Origin of the sequence: Erwinia sp. (assembly GCF_031978025.1) — a bacterium.
Classification (GTDB): domain Bacteria; phylum Pseudomonadota; class Gammaproteobacteria; order Enterobacterales; family Enterobacteriaceae; genus Erwinia.
Window position 1 is genome coordinate 1 of record NZ_DALZCD010000050.1, and the last position, 19,589, is coordinate 19,589.

At 54.6% G+C, this 19,589-nt stretch carries 19 protein-coding genes; 13 read left to right on the forward strand and 6 right to left on the reverse strand.

From position 1 onward, the window contains the following. From RTK32_RS05990 to fetB, 10 genes are all read left to right on the forward strand, one after another. On the forward strand, nt 1-474 hold a 474-nt coding region (locus tag RTK32_RS05990), incomplete at its 5' end, for a DegT/DnrJ/EryC1/StrS family aminotransferase (protein WP_312042565.1). Then, nucleotides 467-1,447 carry an undecaprenyl-phosphate 4-deoxy-4-formamido-L-arabinose transferase gene (gene arnC, locus RTK32_RS05995; protein ID WP_312042566.1) on the forward strand — a complete coding sequence of 327 codons (981 nt, stop codon included), beginning with the start codon at nt 467-469 and terminating at the stop codon, nt 1,445-1,447. The genes RTK32_RS05990 and arnC, both read left to right, overlap by 8 nt. Continuing rightward, nucleotides 1,444-3,426, forward strand: coding sequence for a bifunctional UDP-4-amino-4-deoxy-L-arabinose formyltransferase/UDP-glucuronic acid oxidase ArnA (gene arnA, locus RTK32_RS06000; protein ID WP_312042567.1), 1,983 nt, complete (start codon nt 1,444-1,446; stop codon nt 3,424-3,426). The genes arnC and arnA overlap by 4 nt, the downstream gene beginning before the upstream one ends. Next, the gene (arnD, locus tag RTK32_RS06005) at nt 3,423-4,316 is read left to right on the forward strand and encodes a 4-deoxy-4-formamido-L-arabinose-phosphoundecaprenol deformylase (protein WP_312042568.1); all 894 of its coding nucleotides are present in this window, start codon (nt 3,423-3,425) and stop codon (nt 4,314-4,316) included. The genes arnA and arnD overlap by 4 nt, the downstream gene beginning before the upstream one ends. Nucleotides 4,317-4,320: 4 nt before the next feature. Then, nucleotides 4,321-5,982 (forward strand): lipid IV(A) 4-amino-4-deoxy-L-arabinosyltransferase, encoded by a 1,662-nt coding sequence (gene arnT, locus RTK32_RS06010; RefSeq protein ID WP_312042569.1) that lies wholly within the window; start codon nt 4,321-4,323, stop codon nt 5,980-5,982. Next, nucleotides 5,979-6,311, forward strand: coding sequence for a 4-amino-4-deoxy-L-arabinose-phosphoundecaprenol flippase subunit ArnE (gene arnE / locus RTK32_RS06015; RefSeq protein ID WP_312042570.1), 333 nt, complete (start codon nt 5,979-5,981; stop codon nt 6,309-6,311). The genes arnT and arnE overlap by 4 nt, the downstream gene beginning before the upstream one ends. Further along, nucleotides 6,311-6,700 (forward strand): 4-amino-4-deoxy-L-arabinose-phosphoundecaprenol flippase subunit ArnF, encoded by a 390-nt coding sequence (gene arnF, locus RTK32_RS06020; RefSeq protein WP_312042571.1) that lies wholly within the window; start codon nt 6,311-6,313, stop codon nt 6,698-6,700. The genes arnE and arnF overlap by 1 nt, the downstream gene beginning before the upstream one ends. 62 nt (nt 6,701-6,762) lie before the next feature. After that, nucleotides 6,763-7,872, forward strand: coding sequence for an ABC transporter substrate-binding protein (locus RTK32_RS06025; protein ID WP_312042572.1), 1,110 nt, complete (start codon nt 6,763-6,765; stop codon nt 7,870-7,872). Between the two features lie 39 nt (nt 7,873-7,911). Then, nucleotides 7,912-8,577, forward strand: coding sequence for an iron efflux ABC transporter ATP-binding subunit FetA (gene fetA, locus RTK32_RS06030; protein WP_312042573.1), 666 nt, complete (start codon nt 7,912-7,914; stop codon nt 8,575-8,577). Further along, complete coding sequence (gene fetB / locus RTK32_RS06035; RefSeq protein WP_312042574.1) at nt 8,564-9,334, forward strand: iron efflux ABC transporter permease subunit FetB; 771 nt, start codon at nt 8,564-8,566, stop codon at nt 9,332-9,334. The genes fetA and fetB overlap by 14 nt, the downstream gene beginning before the upstream one ends. Before the next feature lie 26 nt (nt 9,335-9,360). Here the strand turns inward: fetB and RTK32_RS06040 are convergent, their stop codons facing one another. From RTK32_RS06040 to RTK32_RS06060, 5 genes are all read right to left on the reverse strand, one after another. Continuing rightward, complete coding sequence (locus tag RTK32_RS06040; protein ID WP_312042575.1) at nt 9,361-10,692, reverse strand: carbohydrate porin; 1,332 nt, start codon at nt 10,690-10,692, stop codon at nt 9,361-9,363. A 345-nt stretch (nt 10,693-11,037) separates the two neighbouring features. Beyond that, nucleotides 11,038-11,292 carry a CsbD family protein gene (locus tag RTK32_RS06045; protein ID WP_312042576.1) on the reverse strand — a complete coding sequence of 85 codons (255 nt, stop codon included), beginning with the start codon at nt 11,290-11,292 and terminating at the stop codon, nt 11,038-11,040. A gap of 214 nt (nt 11,293-11,506) precedes the next feature. Continuing rightward, entirely contained in the window at nt 11,507-11,656 is a 150-nt protein-coding gene (locus RTK32_RS06050; RefSeq protein WP_312042577.1) for a DUF2474 domain-containing protein, read from the reverse strand. Between the two features lie 22 nt (nt 11,657-11,678). Next, nucleotides 11,679-12,686 carry a cytochrome d ubiquinol oxidase subunit II gene (cydB, locus tag RTK32_RS06055; RefSeq protein WP_312042578.1) on the reverse strand — a complete coding sequence of 336 codons (1,008 nt, stop codon included), beginning with the start codon at nt 12,684-12,686 and terminating at the stop codon, nt 11,679-11,681. Nucleotide 12,687: 1 nt separating this feature from the next. Beyond that, nucleotides 12,688-14,112 (reverse strand): cytochrome ubiquinol oxidase subunit I, encoded by a 1,425-nt coding sequence (locus RTK32_RS06060; RefSeq protein ID WP_312042579.1) that lies wholly within the window; start codon nt 14,110-14,112, stop codon nt 12,688-12,690. A 696-nt stretch (nt 14,113-14,808) separates the two neighbouring features. Here RTK32_RS06060 and RTK32_RS06065 point away from each other — a divergent pair. The 3 genes from RTK32_RS06065 to RTK32_RS06075 all read left to right on the forward strand — a co-directional run bounded on the left by RTK32_RS06065 (nt 14,809) and on the right by RTK32_RS06075 (nt 19,002). Next, entirely contained in the window at nt 14,809-15,438 is a 630-nt protein-coding gene (locus RTK32_RS06065) for a LysE family translocator (RefSeq protein ID WP_312042580.1), read from the forward strand. A 253-nt stretch (nt 15,439-15,691) separates the two neighbouring features. Beyond that, nucleotides 15,692-17,008 (forward strand): gluconate transporter, encoded by a 1,317-nt coding sequence (gntT, locus tag RTK32_RS06070; protein ID WP_312042581.1) that lies wholly within the window; start codon nt 15,692-15,694, stop codon nt 17,006-17,008. Between the two features lie 881 nt (nt 17,009-17,889). Then, nucleotides 17,890-19,002, forward strand: a complete 1,113-nt coding sequence (locus RTK32_RS06075) for a hypothetical protein (protein WP_312042582.1) — start codon at nt 17,890-17,892, stop codon at nt 19,000-19,002. Here RTK32_RS06075 and RTK32_RS06080 read toward each other — a convergent pair. Beyond that, the coding region (locus tag RTK32_RS06080) for a response regulator transcription factor (protein ID WP_312042583.1) at nt 18,980-19,589 on the reverse strand (610 nt) is incomplete at its 5' end. The genes RTK32_RS06075 and RTK32_RS06080 overlap by 23 nt on opposite strands.

Consider the following 19,589-nt stretch of genomic DNA (forward strand, 5'->3'; position numbering starts at 1 on the left):
CAGGGCGAGGTGATCATGCCTGGCTACAAGTACAACCTGGCCGATATCAATGCGGTTATCGCACTGGTTCACCTGGGCAAACTGCGACAGCTGAACGCCCGCCGTACGGAAATAGCTGAACGCTATTTACGGGAGCTGGCCGACACGCCGTTTCTGCCGCTTAGTCATCCCGCCTGGGCGCATCAGCATGCCTGGCATCTGTTTATCATTCGCGTTGATGAAGCCCGTTGCGGCCTTAACCGCGATGCGCTGATGCAGGCGCTGAAAGAGCGGAACATCGGCACCGGCCTGCATTTCAGAGCCGCGCATACGCAAAAATATTATCGCGAACGCTTTCCGGATCTCACTTTACCCGTCACGGAGTGGAATTCAGACCGCATCTGCTCAATCCCTCTGTTCCCGACCATGAGCGACGAGGACGTCGAGCGCGTCATTACCGCGCTGCATGACATCGCTGAGAAATATCATGCCTGATCAATCTATTAAAAAAGTTTCAGTTGTTATTCCTGTCTATAACGAGCAGGAAAGCCTGCCGGAATTGATTCGCCGTACGCGGGCAGCCTGCGCGATGCTGTCTCAGGATCACGAAATTTTACTGGTAGATGACGGAAGTAGCGATCGTTCGGCAGAACTGTTGATTGCGGCAGCCGAAGAACCGGCCAGCCATATCGTGGCCGTGTTGCTGAACCGTAATTATGGTCAACATTCAGCCATTATGGCGGGATTCAGCCACGTTAGCGGCGATTTGATTATCACGTTGGATGCGGATTTACAGAATCCGCCGGAAGAGATCCCTCTGCTGGTGGCGAAAGCGGAGGAGGGCTACGACGTCGTCGGCACCGTAAGGCAAAATCGCCAGGACAGCTGGTTTCGTAAAAAAGCCTCACGGCTGATTAATCACCTTATCCAGCGAGCAACGGGTAAGGCGATGGGGGATTATGGCTGCATGTTGCGAGCCTATCGTCGCCATATTATTGACGCCATGCTCCACTGCCATGAACGCAGCACCTTTATCCCCATTCTGGCAAACACCTTTGCGCGCCGGACGATTGAAATCCCCGTGCTGCACGCGGAGCGTGAGTTCGGCGACTCCAAATACAGCCTGATGCGCCTGATTAATCTTATGTATGACCTGGTCACCTGCCTGACCACCACGCCACTGCGTATGCTCAGCGTGGTAGGCAGCATGATTGCGCTGCTTGGCTTCGCTTTTTCGCTTTTACTGATTTTGCTGCGCCTGTTCTTCGGTCCGGTATGGGCCGCTGACGGTGTATTTATGCTGTTCGCCGTCCTGTTCATTTTTATTGGTGCTCAGTTCGTTGGCATGGGGCTGCTGGGTGAATATATCGGCCGCATCTACAACGATGTACGCGCTCGTCCCCGTTATTTTGTACAGCGTGTAGTGAACGCCTCTCCATCGATTCCCGTTAAGGATAATAAAGAATGAAGACAGTTGTTTTTGCCTACCACGATATGGGATGTATCGGGATCAACGCCCTGATTAATGCGGGTTATAAAATTGAAGCAATTTTTACCCATACCGACGCCACGAGTGAAAATCATTTTTTTGGTTCAGTAGCGCGCCTGGCGGCGGAGCAGGGGATCCCGGTTTTCGCGCCGGATGAGGTTAATCACCCTCTGTGGGTCGATCGTATCGGGGCAATGGCGCCGGATATCATCTTCTCTTTTTATTATCGCAACCTGCTTTGTGACGCGATCTTAAACAGTGCTCGTGTCGGTTCGTTCAACCTGCACGGTTCCCTGTTGCCGAAATATCGCGGCCGCGCACCGCTTAACTGGGTTCTGGTTAACGGTGAAACGGAAACCGGCGTAACGCTGCACCGCATGACCGGACGGGCCGATGCCGGCGCGATTATCGCGCAGAAGAAAGTGGGCATTACACCAGAAGAGACCGCGCTGACGCTGCACCGCAAGCTGAATGAGGCAGCGCAAGCCCTGTTGGCAGACTGCCTGCCGCTGCTAAAAGAGGGGCAGGCCTCGGAGTGGCCTCAGGATGAAAGTCAGGCCAGCCGTTTCGGTCGTCGCCAGCCGGAAGATGGACGTATCGACTGGACGCAACCGGCGGAAACCCTCAATAACCTGGTGCGGGCGGTGACCGATCCCTGGCCGGGCGCGTTCGGTTACGTAGGCTCGACGAAATTTATCGTGTGGAAAAGCCGGGTACGCCACGATTTGCCTGCCGCCAAAGCCGGTACGGTGCTGTCCGTCGCGCCGCTGGTGGTGGCCTGTGGCGAGCAGGCGCTGGAGATAATGGCGGGCCAGAGCGAAAACGGCGTCTGGATGCAGGGCTCACAGCTGGCGCAAACGCTGGGACTGGTAAAAAGCGCGCTGCTAAGCAGCCAGAGTGTTTCCGTAATAAAACGGCGCACCCGCGTGCTCATCCTTGGCGTTAACGGGTTTATTGGCAACCATTTGACCGAACGTCTGCTGAAGGATGAGAACTTTGACGTTTTTGGGCTGGATATCGGTTCCGACGCGATTGGCCGGTTTATCGGGCATCCGCGCTTTCAGTTTGTGGAGGGCGATATCAGCATCCACTCCGAATGGATTGAATACCACATTAAAAAATGCGACGTGGTGCTGCCACTGGTCGCTATAGCGACGCCGATTGAATATACGCGTAATCCTCTGCGGGTATTTGAACTCGATTTCGAAGAGAACCTGAAGATTATTCGTGACTGCGTAAAATACAAAAAGCGTATTATTTTTCCTTCCACCTCTGAAGTGTATGGCATGTGCACCGACGAGAAATTCGACGAAGATCATTCCAACCTGGTGGTCGGACCGATTAATAAGCAGCGTTGGATTTATTCCGTCTCCAAGCAGTTACTGGACAGGGTTATCTGGGCTTACGGCGATAAAGAGGGATTGCGCTTTACGCTGTTCAGACCGTTTAACTGGATGGGGCCGCGCCTGGACAACCTGAATGCGGCCCGTATCGGCAGCTCGCGCGCCATTACCCAGCTCATTCTTAATCTGGTAGAAGGATCGCCGATAAAACTGATCGATGGCGGCAGGCAAAAACGCTGCTTTACCGATATCAGCGACGGTGTGGAAGCGCTGTTCCGCATTATTGAGAATAAAAACGGCAACTGCGACGGGCAGATTATTAATATCGGCAATCCCGATAATGAAGCCAGCATCAAAGAACTGGCCGAGCAGCTGCTGGCCAGCTTTGACCGCCACCCGCTGCGCGACAGCTTCCCGCCGTTTGCCGGCTTCCGCGAAGTCGAAAGCAGTAGCTATTACGGTAAAGGGTACCAGGATGTGGAGCACCGTAAACCAGCAATCCGCAACGCGCACCGCCTCCTGAACTGGCACCCGGAAGTGAAAATGGAGCAAACCATTGACGCCACGCTGGACTTCTTTTTACGCACGGTAGAAGGTGTGGATGCGCAAAAATGAAAAAAGTGGGCCTTCGTATTGATGTAGACACGTGGCGCGGTACGCGGAAAGGCGTACCGGAACTGCTGGCTATTCTCGATGCCCACCAGATACGCGCGAGTTTTTTCTTCAGCGTCGGCCCGGATAATATGGGGCGCCATTTATGGCGCCTGCTAAAACCGAAATTCCTGTGGAAAATGCTGCGTTCTGATGCCGCCTCGCTGTATGGCTGGGATATTTTACTGGCGGGTACGGCGTGGCCGGGCAGGAAGATCGGTAAGGGCCTGGCGGAGATCGTGCGCTCGACCGCGGATCGTCATGAGATCGGGCTGCATGCCTGGGATCATTTTGCCTGGCAAACCTGGGCAGGCGTCTGGTCTTCGCAGCAGCTGACCTGGCAAATCCAGGCCGGAGAGGCAGCCCTGCGGGAAATTATCGGGCAGCCGGTAACCTGCTCTGCCGTGGCGGGCTGGCGGGCAGACCAGCGTATCGTTGAGGCGAAAGAACCTTTTCATTTTCGTTACAACAGCGACTGCCGTGGAACGGCGCCTTTTCTACCGCGCCTGGCCAATGGCGAGCCGGGGACGGTACAGATCCCGGTCACGCTGCCAACCTGGGATGAAGTAGCAGGAACCGCGGTCAAAAAGGAGGAGTGGAATGCTTTTATTATTGACCGTATTAAAAAGGATAGAGGCACCCCCGTTTATACCATTCACGCTGAAGTGGAAGGCATAGCCATGAGCAAAATGTTCAGCGAGCTGCTGACGCTGGCAAAGCAGGAAGGAATCCATTTCTGTCCACTAGGCGACTTATTGCCTGAGGACCTTTTTACGCTGCCGATGGGAAAAATTGTCAGGGGCAGCCTGCCCGGTCGCGAAGGGTGGTTAGGTTGCCAACAACCAGTGGGATAATGTAATGAAACTGATGAGAAACGGCGTTCTCTTGCTGATGCTTTTTGGCCTGTATTATCTGGTGCCGCTGACCTCGCGCGCGCTCTGGCAGCCCGACGAATCACGCTATGCGGAAATCAGCCGGGAAATGCTGGCGACCGGCAGCTGGGTGGTGCCGCATTTCCTTGACCTGCGCTATTTTGAAAAACCGGTCATGGGCTACTGGATTAATAACCTCAGCCAGCTGATCTTTGGCCATAACAACTTTGGCGTGCGGTTTGGCTCGGTCTTCTCGATCACGCTGACGGCACTGTTGCTGTACTGGCTTACGCTACGGATCTGGCGCGATCGCACCACGGCGCGGATGGCGAGCACGATCTTTCTTACCAGCCTGTTGGTCTATGGCGTCGGGACTTATGCCGTACTCGATCCCGCGATTACGCTATGGCTGGTGGCAACGATGTGCGCCTGCTGGCTGGCAATGGAAGCCCCCACGAGCGTCAAAAAAGCGATAGCCTGGCTGCTGGTTGGAGGCGCCTGCGGAATGGGGCTGATGACCAAAGGTTTTCTGGCGCTCGCCGTGCCGGTGGTGGCGCTTCTGCCGTGGATCCTTTATCAGCAGCGTCTGAAAGAGACGGTAGCCTGGGCCGGGCTGGCCGTGGCGGGGGCAGTGGTCATTACCGCGCCCTGGGCTATAGCTATCGCGCAGCGCGAACCCGATTTTTGGCACTATTTTTTCTGGGTCGAACATATCCAACGGTTTGCTGAAGAAAATGCACAGCACAAGGCGCCGTTCTGGTATTACCTGCCGGTAGTGTTAGCAGGTAGCCTCCCCTGGCTGGCCCTGCTGCCCGGCGCCCTGCGCGGCGGCTGGCAGGCGCGCCGACAGGAGGCGGGCGCCCTTTATTTACTGAGCTGGCTAATCATGCCGCTGCTGTTTTTCAGCGTAGCGAAAGGCAAGTTGCTCACCTATATTTTGCCATGCTTCGCACCGCTGGCGGCGTTGATGGCCAGAGAGGCCGTGCGCCTGGCAAGAGTAAACGGCAGGGCACTGCGTCTTAACGGCTGGATAAACCTGGCGTTTGGCCTGCTTTGTACGCTGGTAGTGGTGGTTTTTCTGGCTCCCTGGGGCGTGGCGAAGCATCCACTTTTTGCCGCACATGAACAGCTAAAAGCGGTGCTGGCCGCCGTGATTTTTCTGTTCTGGGCGGGCTGCGGGCTGGTAACTCTGTCTGCGCCGTCACAGCGCTGGGCATGGGCGGCCTGTGCGCCGTTGGCGCTGGCGCTGCTGTTCGGCATGGTCATTCCCGACAGGATCCGCGATGCCAAACAGCCGCAGGTATTCATTCGCGATATGAAAAGCCAGATAGCGCCAAGCCGTTACGTGCTGGCGAACAATCCCGGCCTCGCGTCCGGCCTTGCCTGGGAACTGCAGCGCAGCGATATCCTGCTTTATGAGCAGCCGGGCGAAGTACAGTACGGTCTCCGTTATGCAGATGCCCGAGGGAAGTTTATCCCTCAGGAAGATTTTGCCGCGTGGCTGGCGCAGCACCGTCGTGAAGGCAGCGTGACGCTGGTAATGGTGATGTCGCGCAATAATGAAAATACGGATGCCGAAGTGCCGCAGGCCGATACCCGCTACCAGCGCGGCCGGTTAGTTATCTACCAATATAGCCAGCAGCCATGAGTACGCTGCTGATCCTGTTCAGCAGCCTGCTGAGCTGCGCCGGACAGCTTTGTCAGAAGCAGGCCGCCCAGCATGGCCTGCTAAAGGGGAAAAGGCACCTGCTGTTTTGGCTTGGGTTGAGCGTGCTGCTGCTCGGCTGTGCCATGCTGGTCTGGCTGCGGGTGTTGCAGCTGGTGCCGGTCGGCGTGGCGTATCCCATGCTGAGCCTGAATTTTATTTTTATTGTGCTGGCAGCTCGCTGGTTGTGGCAGGAAGTCGTACCGCTTCGCCACTGGCTGGGCGTCTTGATGATAGTTGCCGGTGTGGCCGTCATGGGGATCTACGCCTGATGGGCCTGCTACTGGCTGTATGCAGTATTTTGTTGGTCAGCGCGGCGCAGCTGCTGATGCGCTGGTCGCTGGTCACTTTACCCGCCGCCAGTGACGCCGCCGCCTTTTTCTCCGCATTACGGGCTTTGCCGCCCGGTGCATGGGGGCTGGCAGCTGGCCTACTGGCCTATGCGCTCTCTATGCTCTGCTGGTTACTGGCGCTAAGACGAATAGCGCTCAGCAAAATTTATCCGCTGCTGAGCATCAGTTATGTGCTGGTCTGGTGCGCAGCGCTGTTTCTGCCTGCTTTTAATGAGACTTTTCGCTGGGGAAAACTGCTGGGCGTTTTGCTCATCCTCGGCGGCCTGCTGCTGATTGGCTGGCCACAAAAGACAAAGCCCGCCAAATGAAAAGACAGGCTGGTCGGTAAACGGTATAGTCAGCCTCGCTTATTTTTTGAAGGAGAGATGGCATGATTCGCCGCTGGCTTTTACTGGCTTCCCTGACTGTTTCTGCGGGTGCCGCCGCAACTACTTATCCGTTGCAGATTACCGACATGGATAATCAAACCATCACCCTGCGCAAAGAGCCGCAGCACATCATTTTGCAGGATGGTCGCGATATTATGGCGCTGGCCCTGCTTGACCGTGAAAATCCCTTCCGTCGCGTGGTGGCCTGGAACAATCTGCCGAAAAAGCAGGACCCGCAAACCTGGGCGTTACTGAGTAAAACCTGGCCGGAAGCGGCTAAGATCATCGATATGGGCTTCAACGATCAGGGACAGGTGGATCTGGAAAGCGTGGTGGCCCAACAGCCGGATCTGATGATTGCCCAGCTGCGCGGCAAAGCGGCGCTGGAGCAAACCGGCGTGCTGGCTACGCTTCAGCGCCTGCATATTCCGGTTATGTTTATCGATTATGAGCTGCATCCGGTACAGAACACGGCTAACAGCATTACGCTGTTGGGCAAAGTGCTGAATCAGGAGCAGCGTGCAAAAGCCTATACGGACTTTTACCAGCAGCATCTGGATGCCATGCAGCAAACCATCGGCAAAATTGCTAAAAAACCCACGGTCTTTATCGAGCCTATTGCCGGTAACTCGGACAGCTGCTGCTTTACGCACGGTCATAACGGCTGGGGCGGCCTGGTAGAAGCCGTTGGCGGTAAAAATATTGGCTCGACGCTGCTGCCGGGATCGTCAGGCTTTGTGGCGCTGGAGAAGATTATTGCCATGAAGCCAGACGTTTATATTATGTCCGGTTCGAAACGGCCAAATAAAAACGTGCTGCCGTTTGGTTACAATGCCTCGACCCAGGACGTGAAAGCGACCTTTACCACGCTGGTTAATCGCAACGGATTACAGCAGATTGCGCCGGTGCAGCAGGGCAGGGCGTATGGGGTTTATCATCATTTCTATAATCATCCTTATAATATTATCGGGATGGAAATTCTGGCGCGCGATCTTTATCCGCAGTCGTTTAGCAAGATGGATCCTGTCGCGGATTTCCATCAAATCATTACGCGTTTCACTAAACTGCCGGATGCGCCCGTTGTGCTCAGCTATTCCGCCACTCAGCAATAATCCGTTCGGGCGGCCTGAGCCGCCCCTTTCAGGCCGACCATGCCCGCTTTAACACCTTTACTCGATGTGCATCATATCAGCTATAGCCCACACCAGACCGGGCTGCTTGCTCCCGTCTCGTTCCAGCTGAACGCAGGGGAACAGCTCTACCTGACTGGCCCTTCCGGCAGCGGTAAAAGTACGCTGTTAAAGATTATCGCCTCACTGCTGGAACCCACAACCGGCACCCTGATGTATAAGGGCGATCCTGTCGCGAACCTTAAGCCGGAACAGTATCGCCGTGAGGTTTCTTACTGCTTCCAGTCACCGACGCTGTTTGGTGAAACGGTATGGGATAATCTTGCGCTACCCTGGCATATCCGGCAGCAGAAAGCAGATCCCGCTCTGCTGCGACGCTGGTTGGAAAAAGTCCGCCTGCCGGGCGATCTGCTGGATAAAAACATCAGCCTGCTTTCCGGCGGCGAAAAGCTGCGGGTGGCCTTACTGCGCAATCTGCAGTTTCTGCCGGCTATCCTGCTACTGGACGAGATTACCAGCGCGCTGGACGAAGAAAATAAGCAGGGAATAGGCGAGCTGATTGACGATATGGCAAAACAGCAGGGCACGGCGGTTATTTGGATCACGCACGATAAAATGGAAATCGAACGGGCGCCGCGGCTACTCACCCTGACTGCCCCTGCCAGGAGCGAAAATGAGCCAGCATAATATTACCAACGAATCGCTGCTGTTAGCGCTGGCACTGGTGCTGGTGGCGCTGGTGGTCAGTAAGAAAGAGAAGCTGGGGCTGGAGAAGGATATTCTCTGGAGCATTACGCGGGCCGTGGTGCAACTGATCGCGGTTGGCTACGTGCTGAAATATATATTCAATATGGCTAACGGCTGGCTCACCGCCACGATGGTGCTGTTTATTTGCGTCAACGCCGCGCTGAATGCCCGTAAGCGCAGCCGTAATATCGATAACGCTTTTATGCTTTCATTTGTCACCATTACTTTTAGCACCACGCTGACGCTGGTCGTCCTGCTGTTGAGTAAAGCGATTGCCTTTGTCCCGATGCAGGTTATCCCGATCACCGGCATGATAGCCGGTAATGCGATGGTGGCCGTTGGGCTGTGCTACAGCAATCTGAACCAGCGCTTTAGCGATAACCGCCAGCAAATTCTGGAAATGCTCAGTCTTGGGGCGCCGGTAAAAACGGCCTCGGCAAAGTTGGTTCGCGACAGTATTCGTGCGGCAATGATCCCCACCGTGGATGCGGCGAAAACCGTGGGCCTGGTGAGCCTGCCGGGGATGATGTCCGGGTTGATCTTTGCCGGTATCGATCCGATAAAAGCGATTAAATATCAGATTATGGTGACGTTTATGCTGTTGGGTACGGCGAGCGTCGCCACGATTATGGCGGCTTGGCTGGCTTACCGGCGCTTTTTTACCGCGCGGGCGCAGCTGAAAGAAGGGAAGGCGTAAGGCGGGCACCAGGGCCCGCCTGACCATCAGAAGTTAATGGTTGCCGTCACGCCGCCAATAAAGGCGTCTTTGACTTCACTGACTGCACCCGGTGAAGCAACATATTGCAGGTTAGGACGCAGGTTCATCCAGTTAGTTACGTGAGCGTTGTAGTAAATCTCATAGTTGTATTCCGAACCGCTCTGAATGGGCAGATAGGTTGGATTGTCATAATCGTTGACGCCGTTTTCCCGGTTAGTCTGGCGCAGCATTTTGCCGTAGTCATCATTGACGTGAATACGCGCCGCGCCGATACCGATTTCATCTTCCGTACGGGCATCAAACGGCCCGGTCCAGACCAACGCCAGCGACTGGTAATTATCGGTTTTAGAGGTTTTGTGATCGTTCATCACGCCCTGGGCCACAATGCTCAGACCGCGCTTGTTATCGCCGCCCATCGTTGTCAACTGTTGCTGTAACAGCAGATAGCCACCGTAGGCATGGTTATCTTCGCCGTACTGACCGTTGCTGTAAGAACTGTAGTTATCGCCCTTCACTGAAGAGTAATACAGGCCGACGCGGTAGTTGCCGGCCAGGTTCTCTGCGCCAAACTTAGGCTGCCAGCCCAGCTCTACCGGTACCAGGTTGCCTTCGGTATGGCCTGCATCCAGCCGGAAACCGTTGCCGGTATTGTAATTGGACGCGGTCTGGTTATAGAAGCCGACCTGCAGGAAGACTTCTGGCGTGAAGTTCAGCTTCACGCGGCCACCCCACTGGGAGACCGGCCAGTTATACCAGCGATCGCCGCGCCAGTTACCGGCCTGACCGCCACCAAATGCCAGGTTCTGGAACTTGCTCGGCCAGCTGTCAAAGTCCTCGCCCACGGTCACGCGGCCCGCTTTGACTTCTACCGTGTGGTCGAAGAAGCCTTTATTCAGCCAGAACTGCGTCAGACGCCAGGTTTGCCCGCGTCCCCATACTTCCTGCACGGAGGAAAGACCGCCAGAACGCGGATCGTTAATATATTGCGTCAGATCCTGGCCGTTACGGCTGGTGATGGTTGCTTGGAACTGGGTATCGGTCCAGTTAAGCAGCTTTTCCAGATCCAGCGTGGTGCCGAAGCCCCACTGATCGGTATAGCGTGCGGAGGTAGACTGGTTATAGCCGCCGGAGAAATTACTGGCAGATTCCATGGTGTAGTTAACCTGGAACTGCACGCCATCCTGCTCAAGCTGGCTACGGTTGCCGCCCCAGTCGCCAAAGGCGTAAGGCGAGTCGATGCTGAGCGGTGCGTAGTCCGCCAGCGCCTGGCCGGAGGCCAGCAGTAATCCAACACCACAGAACGCCACTGTTCTTTTCAAGGTGGATTCGCTTTTCATAATGGGAAACCCTGTTTTAGTGATAGCGCTGCGTCTCCAAGGGCGGAAACGCGGTCGCGGCCATCATGCTTTTATCAGCATTATCTCCGGCACAATGCGTACAGTAACGAGGAAACGGCTGACTAAAGACGGGAGCGATGGCCTGTTCGGCAGAATGAAAGCACTAATTTGGAATAATATTGTTATAAATAGTGCTGAATATGTTTTAGTTTTGCTAAAAAGCGGTGCAGATCACGGTTTACACAGGGGGGGCGGGCAGGGGCGGGATAAAAATCAAACGGCGTGGCGGATTAACAGGCAAAAAAAAGGCCGGATAACCGGCCCTCATGCAGTCACGTTACGCGACTAGCGGCGACCAAAAATCTTCGCGGCAAGGAAGCCCACGCCCGCGGCAATCGCCAGCGAAACGAAAGGGGCGTCCTGCGTTTTAGTCTTCACGCAGTCAATCGCATCGTCAACGGCGTACGAAGCTTTAGCTGCGCCCTGGCGAACTTTGCCCTTAAACTCATGCTCCGGAGACTCGGCAGCCTTACCAAACTGCTCCTGGCCTTTGCCCAGCGCTTCTTCGGCTTTATCGTTAGCTTTATCTAGTAGACTCATAGTGCCTCCTTCTTGATGACATGATTTCCTCATGAGAAATTAAAGCATAGACCATCAGCACAGGCTTGCCGCTGCGGTTGTGTGTAAATTTATGAATGATGTAAAGAAAAAGCAGCAAACGGCTCGGAGAATTCTTAACCTGGCCTGCACGGAACGCCGCCCATAAAAAAGCCCACGGCAGGCGTGGGCTTTTAAACAACCGGCAATCAGAGTATCAGTGTGACTTCATGCCAGCTGCGGTCATCATAAAGCGAAACAGCGTCGCCACAACGCCAAGCGCCAGGACACTACCTGCATAAATGACGGCCAGCCACAGGAGACGTTTCCACACCGGGAGCTTAGGCACTTGCTGAGTTTCAACCATACTATCCTCCGATAAACCGTTATTAATGGTAATGCTCTTCCGGTTTGATCTTGCCGCGGAACACGTAGTAGCTCCAGAAGGTATAGAACAGGATAACCGGGATAATCAACAGGCCGCCAACCAGCATGAAGCCCTGGCTCTGCGGCGGTGAGGCTGCCATCCAGATGGTGATGTGTGGCGGAATAATGTTTGGCCACACGCTAATCCCCAGTCCGGTAAAGCCCAGGAAAACCAGCGCCAGCGTCAGCAGGAACGGCGAGTAGTGCGCATGACGTTTCAAAGCACGCAGCAACGCCAGGGAAGCTACCAGCACCAGCACCGGTACCGGCAGGAACCAGAACAGGTTAGGCAACGTAAACCAGCGATGCATAATGTCGGCATGCTCCAGCGGCGTCCACACGCTGACGATAGCGATAATCACCAGCAGCAGCAGCAGCAGGGGCTTGGTAATCGCGGTCATTTTGCGATGCAGCTCGTTTTCGGTTTTCATGATAAGCCAGGTGCTGCCCAGCAGCGCGTACGCCACGACCAGACCCAGACCACAGAACAGCGAGAACGGCGTCAGCCACAGCAGCTCCGGGCCGCTGTAGGCGCGGTTGGTCACTTCGAAACCGTTGATAAAGGTGCCCAGCACCACGCCCTGGCTGAAGGTCGCCAGGAACGAACCAAAGATAAAGGACTTGTCCCAGAACGGACGGTGGACTTCTGTCGCCTTAAAGCGGAATTCAAAAGCCACGCCGCGGAAGATCAACCCAATCAGCATCAGCGTAAGCGGGATAGAAAGCGCATCCAGAATCACCGCATAGGCCAGCGGGAAGGCGCCATACAGCGCCGCACCGCCCAGCACCAGCCAGGTTTCGTTACCGTCCCAGACCGGCGCGACGGTATTCACCATCATGTCGCGCTCGCCAGCATCTTTATTGAACGGAAACAGAATACCGATACCCAGATCGAATCCGTCCATCACGATATACATCAGCGTCGAGAAGACGATGATGGTGAACCAGATAATAGAAGTATCAATGCCCACTTTATTTATCCTTTTCCGGCGCGTTTAACTTTTCTTTCACGGCAGACAGAGGACGTGCCTGCGTATGACGTGTACCCGGGCCGCCTTCTGGTTCATCATGGCCTTCGCCCTGTTTTGGCCCTTTCTTGATCAGGTTAAACAGATAGATATAGCCTACGCCGAACACCGACGAATAAACCAAAATAAAGGCGATCAGGCTGATGCTCATGTGCATTTCGCCGTGTGCCGATACCGCGTCTTTGGTACGCAGCAGGCCATAGACCACCCACGGCTGACGGCCAATTTCCGTTGTGAACCAGCCCGCCAGCAGTGCGATCAGGCCGGAAGGCCCCATCAGCAGGGCGAACCACAGGAACGGACGTGAGGTATAAAGGCGCTTACGATAACGCAACCACAGGCTAACCACGCCCAGCGTGATCATCAGCATGCCCAGACCGGCCATTACGCGGAATGACCAGAACACGATCAGCGAGTCAGGACGATCTTCTTTCGGGAAGGTCTTCAACGCTGGTACCTGTTTGTCCAGGCTGTGCGTCAGGATCAGGCTGCCCAGATAAGGAATTTCCACTGCGTATTTGGTTCTCTCGTGCTCCATATCCGGAATACCGAACAGGATCAGCGGAGTGGGTTCACCCGGTGGGTTTTCCCAGTGGCCTTCAATTGCGGCAATTTTTGCCGGCTGATGCTCAAGCGTATTCAGACCGTGGGCGTCGCCCAATACGGCCTGAATTGGCGAAACAATCAGCGCCATCCACAGGGCCATAGAGAGCATTTTACGGATGGCCGGCGTATCGTTCTTACGCAGTAAATGCCAGGCCGCAGAGGAGCCCACAAAGAAGGCGCTCGCCAGGAAAGCCGCCGTGGACATATGTAGCAGTCGGAACGGGAAGGACGGGTTAAAGACAATCTTGAACCAGTCTACCGGTACCACCAGCCCATCCTGAATCGCATAGCCCTGCGGGGTTTGCATCCAGCTGTTAGAGGCGAGGATCCAGAAAGTAGAGATAATGGTGCCCAGTGCCACCATGCAGGTCGCAAAGAAGTGCAGGCCCGGACCCACGCGGTTCCAGCCAAACAGCATCACGCCCAGGAAGCCCGCTTCCAGGAAGAACGCGGTAAGCACTTCATAGGTCAGCAACGGACCGGTGATGCTCCCTGCAAACTGCGAGAAGCCGCTCCAGTTAGTGCCGAACTGGTACGCCATCACCAGGCCGGACACCACGCCCATACCAAAGTTAACGGCGAAGATTTTCGACCAGAAGTGATACAGGTCGCGATAATCTTCGTTTTTCGTTTTCAGCCACAGACCTTCCAGCACCGCCAAAAAGCTGGCGAGCCCGATGGTGATGGCCGGGAAGATAATGTGGAAGGAAACGGTAAACGCGAACTGTATCCTCGCCAGGTGGAACGCATCTAATCCAAACATTGCTGACCTCGATCTGACATAAACTGCCTTTCTTTTTTATTTACCGCACGTTAACAATAGAGCTGCCAGGCAGTCCGTGTTTATACGGTTATTTCAACGAAGTTTGATCCTGAGACCAAATCGGGAGAAGGAGTAGCAACAGTAATCGGAATCTCAGATATAACAGCATGGATCTTTGCGATGAATTGTTTCACCGCCACGTTAAATTATTGACTCATAGTGTTAAACTATAATTACCTGTTGCTACATTTATGTAAAAATAATGTGCTTTTCGGCGCGTGAGAACGTTTTCACGGTTTTTTGACGCCGGCCCCAATAAACAGCGCATTAATCTTTTTATTTATAATAGCCCTTAGCACAGAAACTTAACAGAATATCAATCCCGCGAATAAACGCACAAATTGGAAATTAAACGGCTGATTAACATCCCTGTAGAAGGTAATGTTATTTTTATGTTGCCAGTAGGGTTTCTGAGATTTAAAAATTGCATAAAAGTTTGTTATCGCCCGGCAGACAGTAACCCAGGACAATCCTCTCTTGCGCAAAGCAATGTAAATGTTAAACCAGAAAGACGCACTTTGATGCATCGTGAATTATCTTGTTACATAATCTCTCTCATTAACTCAAATTTTTTTGTTGCAGGTCAAACGTAATGGCGAAAAAGTGTGCGTATGGATTTGCTGCGGAAAAAAGAAAATGATGGCGGAATTATCAACATTATGGCCAGTGTACCTGGCTTATCTGCTGGGCACGCTGAGTCCCGGCCCCAGCAACCTGGCCATTATCAGCGTGGCGATGCGACAGGGCAGGCGGCCCGCGCTGGCACTGGCGGCTGGGGTTGTCAGTGGGTCGCTGTGCTGGGCGATACTGGCAGCGTGTGGCATAAGCACGCTCCTGCTCGCCTGGTCGAAAGCGCTGATTGCAATCAAGTTTATTGGCGCGGGTTATCTCCTGTGGCTGGCAGGTAAAGCGGCCCGCAGCGCGGCACAAAAAGGCGCAGGTTCCCTGACAGAAAATACGGTGAACGAAGCATCACTTGCCACATTATGGCGCCGGGGAATCCTGCTGCATCTGGCAAACTCAAAAGCCGTGCTGGTCTGGCTGGCAATTCTTTCTCTGGGGATGCATCCGCACGCACCTGTTACCACTTTGCCGCTGATTATCGGCGGCTGCGCTTTGCTGGGAGCAGGGGTATTTGGCGGCTATGCACTGCTTTTTTCTACCACTACGGCCGCACGGGTTTACCTGAAAGCCCGACGTCCGCTTGAGGGCACATTTGCGCTCTTTTTCGGCGCGGCCGGCGTCAGTATGCTGATAAAAAAGTAGTTTTTAGCGGAAGCCCGCTTTCCAGAGCGGCGGCCTGCCGCGCTTAATGGTTAACAGCAAGTAAAAAACGCCGGTAACAAAAGTTTGATCTTCATCTCAAATTGTAAATTCCTCTGGCACAGCCCGTTTTAGTTGCGCCATGTTACCGTTAACATGCCAGCAGCGGGTCACCCCCTGCTGTGTTGTTCCCTACTTACGCCTGCCGCATCCGGCAGAAAAACAGAAGCGGCCTACAGGCTGCCGGAGAAACATCATGCCAATACTTTTTGTCGTCATCGGCGTAGCGCTGCTGCTGCTGTTGATGGTCCGTTTCAAACTGAACGGTTTTATCGCTCTGATCCTGGTAGCGCTGGCGGTCGGCGTTATGCAGGGCATGCCCGTTAATAAAGTTATCGCCTCGATAAAAGCTGGCGTGGGCGGCACGTTGGGTAGCCTGGCGCTGATTATGGGTTTTGGCGCCATGCTGGGGAAACTGCTGGCAGACTGCGGCGGTGCGCAGCGTATCGCCACCACGCTCATCAATAAGTTCGGCAAGGATCATATCCAGTGGGCCGTCGTGCTGACCGGCTTTACCGTAGGGTTCGCGCTGTTTTATGAAGTGGGCTTCGTCCTGCTGCTGCCGCTGGTGCTGTCAATTGCCGCTGCCGCCCGTGTACCGCTGCTGTTTGTCGGCGTACCGATGGCGGCTTCGCTTTCGGTGACGCATGGTTTTCTGCCGCCGCATCCTGGCCCGACGGCCATCGCCACGCTGTTCCATGCCGATATGGGTAAAACGCTGCTGTATGGCACGCTGTTGGGTATCCCGACGGTGATCCTGGCCGGGCCGGTATTTGCGCGCTTTTTAAAAGGCATTGATAAGCCGGTTCCGCAGGGCTTGTATAACCCAAAAAGCTTTGCCGAAGCCGAGATGCCGACTTTTGCCGTCAGCGTCTGGACCGCGCTGGTGCCGGTAGTGCTGATGGCCGTACGCGCCGTGGCGGAAATGGCGTTGCCAAAGGGGCATGCCTTACTGCCGTATGCGGAGTTTTTCGGCGATCCGATTATGGCGACCCTGATAGCAGTACTGATTGCCATTTTTACGTTCGGACTGAATCGTGGCCGTACCATGGCGCAGATTACCGACACGCTGGGCGAGTCGATTAAAATTATTGCCATGATGCTGCTGATTATCGGCGGGGGCGGTGCCTTTAAGCAGGTGCTGGTCGACAGCGGCGTGGACAAATATATTGCCAGCCTGATGGAGGGCAGTACGGTATCGCCTATCCTGATGGCCTGGTCCATCGCTGCTGCGCTGCGTCTGGCGCTGGGTTCAGCCACGGTTGCCGCGATTACCGCAGGCGGTATTGTCGCGCCGATTATTGTCACCACAGGCGTCAGCCCGGAGCTGATGGTCATCGCGGTAGGCTCAGGCAGCGTGATTTTCTCCCACGTGAACGATCCGGGATTCTGGCTGTTCAAAGAATACTTTAACCTCAGTATCGGGGAAACGCTGCGCTCCTGGTCAGTACTGGAAACCATTATTGCCCTGTGCGGCCTGGCAGGCTGCCTGCTGTTACAGATGGCGCTTTAAGCGCTGCATTTAGCAGCAGGGTAAAGTCGCAGCGGGGCCAAAACAGACCTCGCTGCGATTTCGGCTAACGGCACGGGCAGGCAAAGTATGGCCAGACCCAGGTCGATATTTGACTGACTAATGTCGTCACGCCTCTCCCTGATCTCCCTCGTGGTATCAAGGGCTTTTGATGTTATCCACATTATCAGGTTTGGCTATTTTTACTTCCGCGCTTTCTCCTGAGCCTGGCTTCCCGCCGCAACAACCGTCCCGCAAGCTGAAATGATTCACTTTTGCCCTCTGCTTTTCCCTGCGTCTGGCCGCGTTGATGCACGAGGCCACTGGCGTAATGAGGTGGGCGCGGGTTAACTTTATGCTTCCCAACTTGTTCGTCAGGAGTGAATAAGCGCTTTTTAGCCGCAGCGGGGAGCGAGGGTTAATTTTGAATAATGACGCGTAACAAGGAAAATGCCTGGAAAAAGGCAGGATGACTGGTGAGCCCTCCCGCTTTCAGTCTCTGCAGAGGCTCTGCCTACGTGCAAAACAAAAGATATTTAGCGCTAATTTAGCTTAAGCCTGGCTGTTCTGCCGAATCGCTGCATTTTTTTGAACCCGCTATTTTAATTGCGAATTAACCGTCTACGCTTACCTTTTCTTTTTTAAAGACTATTTTCTGAACCCGAAAAATTTTACATCTTTTCTTGCTATGGCTTATTTCACAGGTTGCCAGATAAGCGGGCTGGTAAGTATAATCCTTTGAATTAACGCGTATTTTTAACTTAAGCCAAATTATTTTGGCGTGGCTGCTGTCGGCTGTCTGTCTGACCTTTTCTGTTCAGCCTCGCGACTTCATTTTTATTTGACCAAATGGGCGATGACTCGCCTTTGGGGATGACTACAGTATGGAAGAACAAACAGAGGACGCTTTCCAGGCGCCCGATCTGCCGCTGGACGGTATTCCGTCTTCTATTCTGCGGCTGGGTAAAAGGCTGGCAGAGACTAAATATCAGGTTGACCTGTTGGGTAAAAACGGCTGGGCGGAGCTGACTTCAAACCTGCATGGCCTGGAAGCGGGTGGGGAATGGGACGGGGCAGATGATGCGCTGACCTTCTTCAGCAAAATTTTTCCTTTTGCCATTTTGCCTGCACAAACCGAGCCGATGGGCGTATTTAATGTGCCAACCGAACGCGTAATCGGGCGCAGCTGGCGCTGGTGGCCTGAACACCTGAACGGCAGCAGCGAAGCGAGATTCCTCGAACACCTCAATGGCCCGTTCGCGGCAGACGGCACGTCCTGGTATTTTTTGCCTGCATTGGGCGTATTGCTGGCTGCACAGGGACAGGGCAGGGTGAACTATTGTCGTTATCACCATATTCCTTCAATACGCGCACGCGTCAGCCATTTGCATTACCCGCCAGCGGATCGCTTCCGGCTTTACCATGTCATGCGGGGTGAAACGCGTCAGAGCTGGGTAGTTTATAACAATCGCTATCTGCAACCCGTGCACCTGCCGCGTATTACTTTGCCCGCCCTGGCGGCTTATGGCGTGCACAGCGGCAGCTGGCCGCTGACTTTCCCTCCTATCACACGCGTCTTTGATGAGCTACACCATCCGCAGCCGCTGGGCGACTTTATTGCTCCGGGTATCGATCTGGAAGCGGTAAAAGGCAGGATCCGGGCTGAAAAAGAGGCAGAAAAGCGGTCGGTGAAACCGGTAAAAATGGCGCTCAGCGACATGGATATCACCAATATCTGGCCGGTCAGCCTGACGCTTTCCTTCTTTTTTATCCTGTCTCTGGTCGTGGCCGGCTTAACTTCCGGCGCGGGCTGGCCGGGCGGCATCAGTTTGCTGGTGTGCGGCATGGCAGGCAGCCTGCTGCTGTTTATCGCCACGCCGATCTTTTTGGTGAGTAAGCGCCATCACCGTGCCTGGCAACCGGAGAAACCACAGGCGGCAGAGCCACCTGTGGAAGCAACAGAAACGCCCGAGGCTACTGTACCAGGCGGTGGCTGATCGCATACCTGACAATGTCGGCATTGCTGCCGAACTGCATTTTGTCCATCATGCGCGACTTATAGGTGCTGACCGTTTTATTGCTGATGGCCAGCGCTTCGGCAATAGCGTTAATGGTTTCGCCGTGCGCCAGCATCAGCAAGATTTGGCGTTCGCGCGTTGTCAGCGTCTCGTGCAACGCGCGATTGCCGTTCTGGTATTCGGCAAAGACGATTTCCTGTGCCAAATCGTGGTCGATATAGCGCGAACCGCGCGCCACGCTGCGGATCGCCGCCAGCAGCGCATCCGGGTTTTTATCTTTGGTGATGTACCCTCCCGCGCCACAGTTCAGCACGCGGCGGGCGATTTGCGGTTCGTTAAACATACTCAACACAAGAATAGGCAGGTCTTCATACTGCGAGCGAATGCGGTTAATTAAATCTTCGCCACTGATACCGGGCATAGAAATATCCAGCAGCAGCAGATCAAGGCCGCCCAGGCGTAACCTTTCCAGCACCTGGCCGCCGTCGCCTGCTTCGCCCACCACGGTGATATGGTCATCAAGCGCAAATATCTGCTTCAGGCCTTCACGCATCAAGGCATGGTCA

Bases quoted from the DNA above. Each gene is read 5' to 3' on its own strand.
- arnC (WP_312042566.1), top strand. From the start codon at position 467: ATGCCTGATCAATCTATTAAAAAAGTTTCAGTTGTTATTCCTGTCTAT.
- arnA (WP_312042567.1), top strand. From the start codon at position 1,444: ATGAAGACAGTTGTTTTTGCCTACCACGATATGGGATGTATCGGGATC.
- arnD (WP_312042568.1), top strand. From the start codon at position 3,423: ATGAAAAAAGTGGGCCTTCGTATTGATGTAGACACGTGGCGCGGTACG.
- arnT (WP_312042569.1), top strand. From the start codon at position 4,321: ATGAAACTGATGAGAAACGGCGTTCTCTTGCTGATGCTTTTTGGCCTG.
- arnE (WP_312042570.1), top strand. From the start codon at position 5,979: ATGAGTACGCTGCTGATCCTGTTCAGCAGCCTGCTGAGCTGCGCCGGA.
- arnF (WP_312042571.1), top strand. From the start codon at position 6,311: ATGGGCCTGCTACTGGCTGTATGCAGTATTTTGTTGGTCAGCGCGGCG.
- RTK32_RS06025 (WP_312042572.1), top strand. From the start codon at position 6,763: ATGATTCGCCGCTGGCTTTTACTGGCTTCCCTGACTGTTTCTGCGGGT.
- fetA (WP_312042573.1), top strand. From the start codon at position 7,912: ATGCCCGCTTTAACACCTTTACTCGATGTGCATCATATCAGCTATAGC.
- fetB (WP_312042574.1), top strand. From the start codon at position 8,564: ATGAGCCAGCATAATATTACCAACGAATCGCTGCTGTTAGCGCTGGCA.
- RTK32_RS06040 (WP_312042575.1), bottom strand. From the start codon at position 10,692: ATGAAAAGCGAATCCACCTTGAAAAGAACAGTGGCGTTCTGTGGTGTT.
- RTK32_RS06045 (WP_312042576.1), bottom strand. From the start codon at position 11,292: ATGAGTCTACTAGATAAAGCTAACGATAAAGCCGAAGAAGCGCTGGGC.
- RTK32_RS06050 (WP_312042577.1), bottom strand. From the start codon at position 11,656: ATGGTTGAAACTCAGCAAGTGCCTAAGCTCCCGGTGTGGAAACGTCTC.
- RTK32_RS06060 (WP_312042579.1), bottom strand. From the start codon at position 14,112: ATGTTTGGATTAGATGCGTTCCACCTGGCGAGGATACAGTTCGCGTTT.
- RTK32_RS06065 (WP_312042580.1), top strand. From the start codon at position 14,809: ATGATGGCGGAATTATCAACATTATGGCCAGTGTACCTGGCTTATCTG.
- gntT (WP_312042581.1), top strand. From the start codon at position 15,692: ATGCCAATACTTTTTGTCGTCATCGGCGTAGCGCTGCTGCTGCTGTTG.
- RTK32_RS06075 (WP_312042582.1), top strand. From the start codon at position 17,890: ATGGAAGAACAAACAGAGGACGCTTTCCAGGCGCCCGATCTGCCGCTG.